General features: G+C 53.8%; 6 protein-coding genes and 1 pseudogene. All 7 read right to left on the minus strand.

The features are described from left to right. Window positions 1-942: 942 nt before the first annotated feature. Entirely contained in the window at window positions 943-2,025 is a 1,083-nt protein-coding gene (locus U869_RS0128670; protein ID WP_369795079.1) for a Replication protein, read from the minus strand. A gap of 287 nt (window positions 2,026-2,312) precedes the next feature. Further along, a complete protein-coding gene (repA, locus tag U869_RS0128675; RefSeq protein ID WP_025122138.1) occupies window positions 2,313-2,564 on the minus strand; it encodes a replication regulatory protein RepA in 252 nt (83 codons plus the stop codon). Between the two features lie 274 nt (window positions 2,565-2,838). After that, window positions 2,839-3,246: a hypothetical protein gene (locus tag U869_RS0128680; protein WP_025124031.1), complete on the minus strand. Its 408-nt coding sequence runs from the start codon at window positions 3,244-3,246 to the stop codon at window positions 2,839-2,841. A 24-nt stretch (window positions 3,247-3,270) separates the two neighbouring features. Next, a pseudogene (locus tag U869_RS29895) lies at window positions 3,271-3,702 on the minus strand (DUF2726 domain-containing protein); the annotation flags it as partial. Between the two features lie 105 nt (window positions 3,703-3,807). Continuing rightward, a complete protein-coding gene (locus U869_RS32700) occupies window positions 3,808-4,104 on the minus strand; it encodes a hypothetical protein (protein WP_025122140.1) in 297 nt (98 codons plus the stop codon). 268 nt (window positions 4,105-4,372) lie between these two features. Continuing rightward, window positions 4,373-5,071 (minus strand): fertility inhibition protein FinO, encoded by a 699-nt coding sequence (finO, locus tag U869_RS31280; RefSeq protein WP_025122141.1) that lies wholly within the window; start codon window positions 5,069-5,071, stop codon window positions 4,373-4,375. A gap of 68 nt (window positions 5,072-5,139) precedes the next feature. Continuing rightward, a partial coding sequence (gene traX / locus U869_RS0128700; RefSeq protein ID WP_025122142.1) for a type-F conjugative transfer system pilin acetylase TraX occupies window positions 5,140-5,791 on the minus strand: 652 nt, incomplete at its 5' end.

A 5,791-nucleotide genomic window follows, 5' to 3' on the forward strand; every position in this document is an offset into this window, starting at 1 on the left:
TTTCCAGATTCCTAACCATGAAGCACGCTGCCGCCTGGTTCCCGCATCCAATCATATCCAAACTGACCTCTTGTAGGTCTGCCCGCATTTATGCGCATCGCGCATGGAGGCGACTACCGTAGCTCTAGAGAACACCGTAGGTTAAAGTCGCCGGTAACGCGGCATCGCCGCCCTACTTTGATAGGTTTCGCCAATACTTCCTTCCGCCCTGCTAAGCCATACCCACTAAAAGCGACACAAAAACTATTTTGCACGGTCGGAGTGGTCACGCCAAGGCGTAGCCGTAGGCGTGGCGTATCTCCGCGTTATGCGGGCCGAAGGGCCGCTTACGAGTGTGTAAGCAAGACTTCCCGCGATGTTTCCCGCAGCAATATTGAATCTTAGTTATAACACCCACTTTAAAGCCACTGTTGTTCCCGGCCTTTGGCCGGGGCGGCGGCGGCTTTGCAGTGGGTGGGGAGTTGTGTGTTGCTGAGGACAGCGCTGATGTGTTCTGGCCACGATTGTTAGTCACATTGAGCAACTGGGTACAGCCAGATAGCCCGCTTTGCGGGAGCTACTTTACCGGCGTAGCCGATGGGTTGAGTTTTAGCTCGGTATTTGAGTTTTCAGTGGTGTTCTGCCTGAGCAAAGCGAGGGAGGTATCATCGAGCGCTGTTGAGCGCGATGACATCCCCTTTTTTAAAAGGCTTATTTTGTTATGGATTAACGTTCGGAATTAAGGATTTCAGTACGTTATGGTTCGAAATTAACTGTCTTCTTCGAAATTAACTGCTGTTGTTTACGCTCCTGGATATCAGAGTCAGGAAGAGGATGGCCACCCCGCCTCATTTTCGCCATCGCCAGCGCGCGTATCGCGTGCAAAAACAGCAATTCCTGAACGCCAGGCAGCACAAAACCCGCGTCGGGGTGGACACGGTTTTTCAGGCGATGTGTTGGGGATTAGAGTTTGCCGGCGCGTTCCAGCAACAACTGATAATAGGTTTCCGGATCGCTGTGAAGCAGCCCCGGTTTGTCGCGCTGGAGCTCCATTTCCAGCGACACAACTTTGTGACGCATGGTTTTGTTCGACCAGGCAACATAGGCTTGATACATCAGGTTCTGCGCCTTATTGTGGCCTTTGCCATCGGCTTTGATTTTGCTCTGTAGACCGTCCAGGAGCAAATCGAGACGATCACCTTGCTCAAGCGTATCGAGGACGTTTTCGAGCTGGCCAACCACCTTCTCTTTCTCGCGCACCAAGTCCGGGTTGACCACCCAGCGCTTGATCTGCTTAAGCCGGTTACGCAAGGAATGACGGTTCTTGATATCGATGCCAATGTGCTCGATACGCAGTAAATGGCGCTCATATTTGGTGCGCAGCGTTTCGGTCAGGCCGTTCTTGATCGCCCAGGTACGGAATTGGCCGAGCCACAGGCGAATTTCATCAACCGCGATACCGCGGGATGTGAAGAATTTCTCACTGAGCCAGACACGCAACGGCTTGTTCTGTCCACTGTCGGTATCTTTGCCATGCAGGACGATCGCGTACTGCAACTGCTCCATCACCGATAGCGCATTGAGCGCCACGTCATACGCTTTGCGGCCACTTTCATAGACATGCAAAACGCCCATGTAATGGGCCAATTGATCCATCGGGGCCATGATTTCGAAAGGATAGTCGCTGTCCGGGTTAAAGTCGCAGTTAGCGGCCATGACCTGTGACAAAGCGGTCAACGCCTGGCAGGCCTCGGAACGCGCGTGAACACGCATCGGCTTTGGAATGTAATACGGATCGTTGCGTTTGGTGTACGGAACATACCCATTTTGGCGCAACTCGACCAGGTCGGGATTGCGATGCCAGTTGTGACTGCTGACGCGGGCGACCACTTTCGACGCCATACCTCGTGGCACAGCACACTTCAGCCCAGGCTGATAGCGACGATGGATTTTTGACGTCCCTTTGCGTAAGGCATTTGCCTCCCCACGACGGGTACGATTGGGTTCGATTATCGGTGCATCAGACGCGAAATTCAGGCTAGTCAAATAGCCCTGCGCTTATGCTGCACGATAGGAGTTGAATTTTTTTTGGCACAATTCTATACTCCCTGCATAGAGCAACGCTTCTATACAGTTTTGAGTGAGCCCCGTTAATCTTTCCCGTCCGCCAAGATAGAGAAGATTATCGGGGTTTTTGCTTTTCAGAATCCGGAGAACTTTCTCAACGTCTTCTGTCCCTGCCACCTTACCGGCGTGGCCAACCTTAAATACCTAAACGATCAGTAATCTAGCACTCACAAGCATAACGATCAAGAATGTGACGTCGTTACATTCTAAATGTGACGTGTTGACCCCATTTCTATCAACCGTTCGATCATTTCCGCCTGGGTTATGCCTTCTCGCTGACACATGTTTTGAAGCTGGCTTTTCAGTGAGTCCCTGACAAAGACACGCAACTCTTTATGTGTACTTTTTTTCCGCGCAAGAGAAACCTGTTGCCGTTCGGTGGCACTCAAAGGATTTCCTTTACGGTAAATCCGCTTCATTTTCGTTGAGGGGGTAACTACACCAATCGTCTGCGACATTTCTGCCTCCCCAAGGATCAAAAAAGGATCATTGGGACAGAGATTACTACAGTTTCCAGCAGTTAGCAGCAAATGATCGTGATCTGCGACTCATGTTGGCGCATGAGCAATGATGTTCTGCAGATCTGATGGCTTGAAGAAAGGATCAGTAATTCGAATTTAGCGGAGTACCTTCAGCCCAAAGACGCTCAAATTCCTGCTGATAGGCCCAGTGTGAGCAAAGCTGCGATTTGACGACATTTGACTGTGCTTCCTGTGAAAACAAGTCACTCGTTCAGTCCTGTAACTCACGATTGCGCGCATCACGCCAGCAGTTACGAAACCCTGGGTTCCACCCCATCACCAATCGCAACACAGTCCACAGTATCCAGGTAACCAACAGGAAACGCGCTGCAGTTCCCTGGGGACCGAATGTCGCTTGCAATACAACCATAGCCTCCTCGGCTGTTGAAATATGGCTAATCACTGACATCATTTCTGTAAAAAGTTGCGGAAAGAAAATAATGAGCGACACTAATAGCCAGAAAAATGCGCAAGGCATAACATATAACGCAGTTATAAGGATTTTGCTGCCTGCCAGCAGGATATTCAGCATTTGTGCCAAGACGATGCGTGCATGGAAAATAATACGCTGTGACCGCGTGGATAGTTGCGCTTTATTAATTTTCATTTCATTACTCATAAATTAAAAACTCCCATTGATAGGTTAATTCGATGATTGTCGGCCCGCAGCGTCATATTCATCCGACAGTTCGGCCAGAAATTCGCGTACCCTATTCTGCAACTCACGACTGTCCCTACTTCTCAACAGAGGGATGTCCGCCTGGCGCATGACTTCCCCGAACACGATGTCCCGCCGCTGCCGCAGCGCCTTCTGGTGCGTGGCATCATCCAGCTCCTCGACGGCCGCTATCCTGAAAGACTGACGCTCAACAATGACCACGTCGCAGTGCCACTGCGAGGTCATCCGAAACAGCCCCCACCACGCCTTGCTGCGGGGCGGCACCCTTCCTGACACCTGCACTATGTCCGCCACCCGCACCTGCGGGCACAGGTACCAGCGTGTCAGGTCGACAGTATGCAGCAGCCCCTGCAGGAACTGAATTTCCCGGTCCGTCATCAACGTATCCTGCCGCTTTCAGGGTGAGCAGGAATGGACTCTGCGGACGTTTCATCATTGCAACAAGGATAAGTAGCCCACCCAGGAGCAGCAGCGAGGCGGATAAGAAGAGCAGGCTCAGACTCATGCCCCCACCTCCCCGGTAGTGACCTCGATGTCCGTTGCTGAGCGTGTCAGTTTGAACTGCGACGAGAATAAATAACCGGTGAGCGTGAGTGTATTTTCCGGTTCATCCGGTGCGCTCACCGTAATACTGTCTTCACTTACATCAGGAATATCAAATCCCTCACCACAGAGAAAACGAATAATATCCTCACGAGAATGAATAACACGCCCACCGACCAGACCCTTGATGGTGTCCGTTATTATTTTTCTCGCCTCATTATTATCTGATATTTCGATATATTGATTAACAGACACAAAGATTCCTTACGAATTTATTCCGCGTTGAATTATTTAATTTACTGTATTCCGACAACCGGCATTCACCGTCGTGATCGGCTCAGGAGCCACCAGAAAGAAAGTTCCCTCGTTGTTTTACTGTTCTGGTGTGGTAAGTGGCAAGCCGCCAACGTGTTGGAAAACCTTTGGCGAAAAACAGAACAATCGGAGTTCCAGGCCCTGTTACTCGCCAGTGTCTCATTCGCCTGGATATTGTCCTGGCGATTGAGGCGGTTAAACAGCCGGGTTACCCACCTGCGAGTGCAGCGGCGGTCTGCCTTTCTTCATACGCCTGCCTGCGCTGGTTGCGCCCCCGTTCCTGCGCAATACGCTTCACCGCATACTCCGCTTCACTCGCGCTCACCTGCGCCACCGGCTCACCCGCAAGGCTCACCCGCCACGCCCCCTCTACCATGCTCTGTAAATACATTTCCGAGCGAGTAATGGCCGACAGGCAACGCTTAAGCTTTTTCATGGAGATGTCCAGGCCACGCGCGCGGATATCGGCTGCCATCATTTCCCGTGCATGAATGGGCAGCAGCTGCGGCACCCCGTCAACCACCAGGGCCGGCCAGCAGTGGTGTACGACCGCCACCGCGTCCGCCAGCGGCATGATGTTGATGAACGTCGGCTGCACAGCCTTCTGCTTTTCTGCCTGTCTGGCTGCTTTCTCCTGCGCCTCCTGCTCGGCCCGTAATCGTAGCTTCTCCGCCCGGCGGGCCGCTTTTGCAGCGGCCCGGTCGGCTTTCGCCTGTTCTTCCATTGCCTGTTTTTTTACTTTCCAGGCCGGCTGAGGGCTGCCACTGGCATTCACCACCACCGTTTTTTTTCGCGTCACCACCGGGGTGGTATCCGCCCGGGGCGGGTTGTGCTCAGTGGCGGTTGCCGGTTTTTCCGAGGGCACCTTGCGGCGCAAGGTCAGTGTGGGACGCTCCTGTTCTTTCATGTTGTTCCTCTCCGGATGGCTCAATGCTGCCGATGCGGTTACTTTACCCTATTTTTCCGATGGTTGCGTTACATTGCAATCAGCCCCAATACCGCCAGATGCACGGTGTAGAACAGCGGAAAAAATTCCCTGGGCCAGAAGCGGCTGACCAGACGACAGGCGCGGCTCAGCACTGTCAGGATGACGCCCGGTATCACCAGCCCCGCTATCACCATCGGCGCACCATCGCCGGCGTTCAGCGCGAGCATCACTAGCGCCAGACAGCACGCCAGTCCGGTGCGCGTGGTGCGCCTGGCCGTCATGCATACCCCACAGGCCAGTAACAGCATCATGATGCCGGCAAGGCCATAGCTGCCGCCCGAGAAGGGATACCACGCCAGAACCAGTCCCAGCGACAGCGGCCACACGCGGGGACCGTGCTGCTGCATCAGCGCCAGCGCCAGCGCCTGCCCGCTGACCGCAAAGGCAAACAGGATATTGCCCTCATACGGCTGCAGCCCGGCGAGTATCCAGCCGCCCTGTGCCACCACAGCCCACACCCACAACCGGTTCAGCGACGACTGACGGATGCGCGGATGTCGGGCCAGGTTCATCGCCCACACCAGGCCGAACAGCGGGAAAGCACCCCGTCCAAGTAGCCGAAGCGCGTCGTTGTCGAGCTCGAACAGCAGGCTGGTGTGGTCGGCCACCATCAGTAGCTGAACCGCCCCGGTTTTCTTG

Source organism: Serratia sp. H1w (assembly GCF_000633355.1).
In the GTDB taxonomy this organism is placed as follows: domain Bacteria; phylum Pseudomonadota; class Gammaproteobacteria; order Enterobacterales; family Enterobacteriaceae; genus Chania.